The sequence below is a fragment of the Rhodococcus sp. IEGM 1351 genome, assembly GCF_030056875.1.
Lineage (GTDB): Bacteria > Actinomycetota > Actinomycetes > Mycobacteriales > Mycobacteriaceae > Rhodococcus_F > Rhodococcus_F opacus.
This window is the reverse complement of record NZ_JASHKU010000139.1, coordinates 1-261: the sequence shown is the minus strand read 5'-3', so window position 1 is coordinate 261 and position 261 is coordinate 1. Positions and strand designations below refer to the sequence as shown.

Here is a 261-nt window from a genome sequence, read left to right as displayed (position 1 = left end):
TGACCACTGCCCACGATATCGACCTGCATCAGATCCTGACCGACCGACTCACCGGCGCGAGCCCCGACCTGCTGCGCGAGCTACTGAAGATGTTCATCCACACCCTGATGGGCGCCGAAGCCGACGCACTGTGCGGCGCCGGCTACGGACAACGCTCCGACGAGCGCACCAACTCCCGTAACGGATACCGGCACCGCGACTTCGACACCCGCGTCGGAACCCTCGACGTCGCCATCCCCAAACTGCGATCCGGTTCGTACT

Annotated in this window: 1 protein-coding gene; it reads left to right on the top strand. The window is 64.8% G+C overall.

Annotated elements, in window-relative coordinates; translation table 11 throughout:
- Window positions 1-261 (top strand): transposase (locus QM806_RS41100; RefSeq protein WP_283295073.1); only part of this gene is annotated, 261 nt, incomplete at both ends.